This window comes from Nocardia exalbida NBRC 100660 (genome assembly GCF_000308575.1).
Classification (GTDB): domain Bacteria; phylum Actinomycetota; class Actinomycetes; order Mycobacteriales; family Mycobacteriaceae; genus Nocardia; species Nocardia exalbida.
Map to the genome: position 1 here is coordinate 1 of NZ_BAFZ01000012.1, position 236 is coordinate 236.

The following is a 236-nucleotide window of genomic DNA, read 5'->3' on the forward strand; positions in this document are numbered from 1 at the left end:
GCGTTCAGGATCACAGCGATCGCGAATCCGCCCAGCGATGGTACGCCGAGCACGGTCCCGACACGGAGATGGCCAAGGCCGCGCCCGCCACCTGCGGGAGCTGCGGCTTCTACCTGCCACTGGCCGGGGCGCTGCGCGCCGCGTTCGGTGTCTGCGGCAACGTCATGGGCGCGGACGGCCAGGTCGTCCACGTGGCCTACGGCTGCGGCGCGCACTCGGATACCGAGATCCCCACC

General features: G+C 71.6%; 1 protein-coding gene. It reads left to right on the top strand.

The genetic code is table 11. The features are described 5' to 3' along the window. Positions 1–236, top strand: a 236-nt coding sequence (locus ON29_RS04155; RefSeq protein WP_040864809.1) for a DUF3027 domain-containing protein, incomplete at both ends; no start/stop codon positions are given.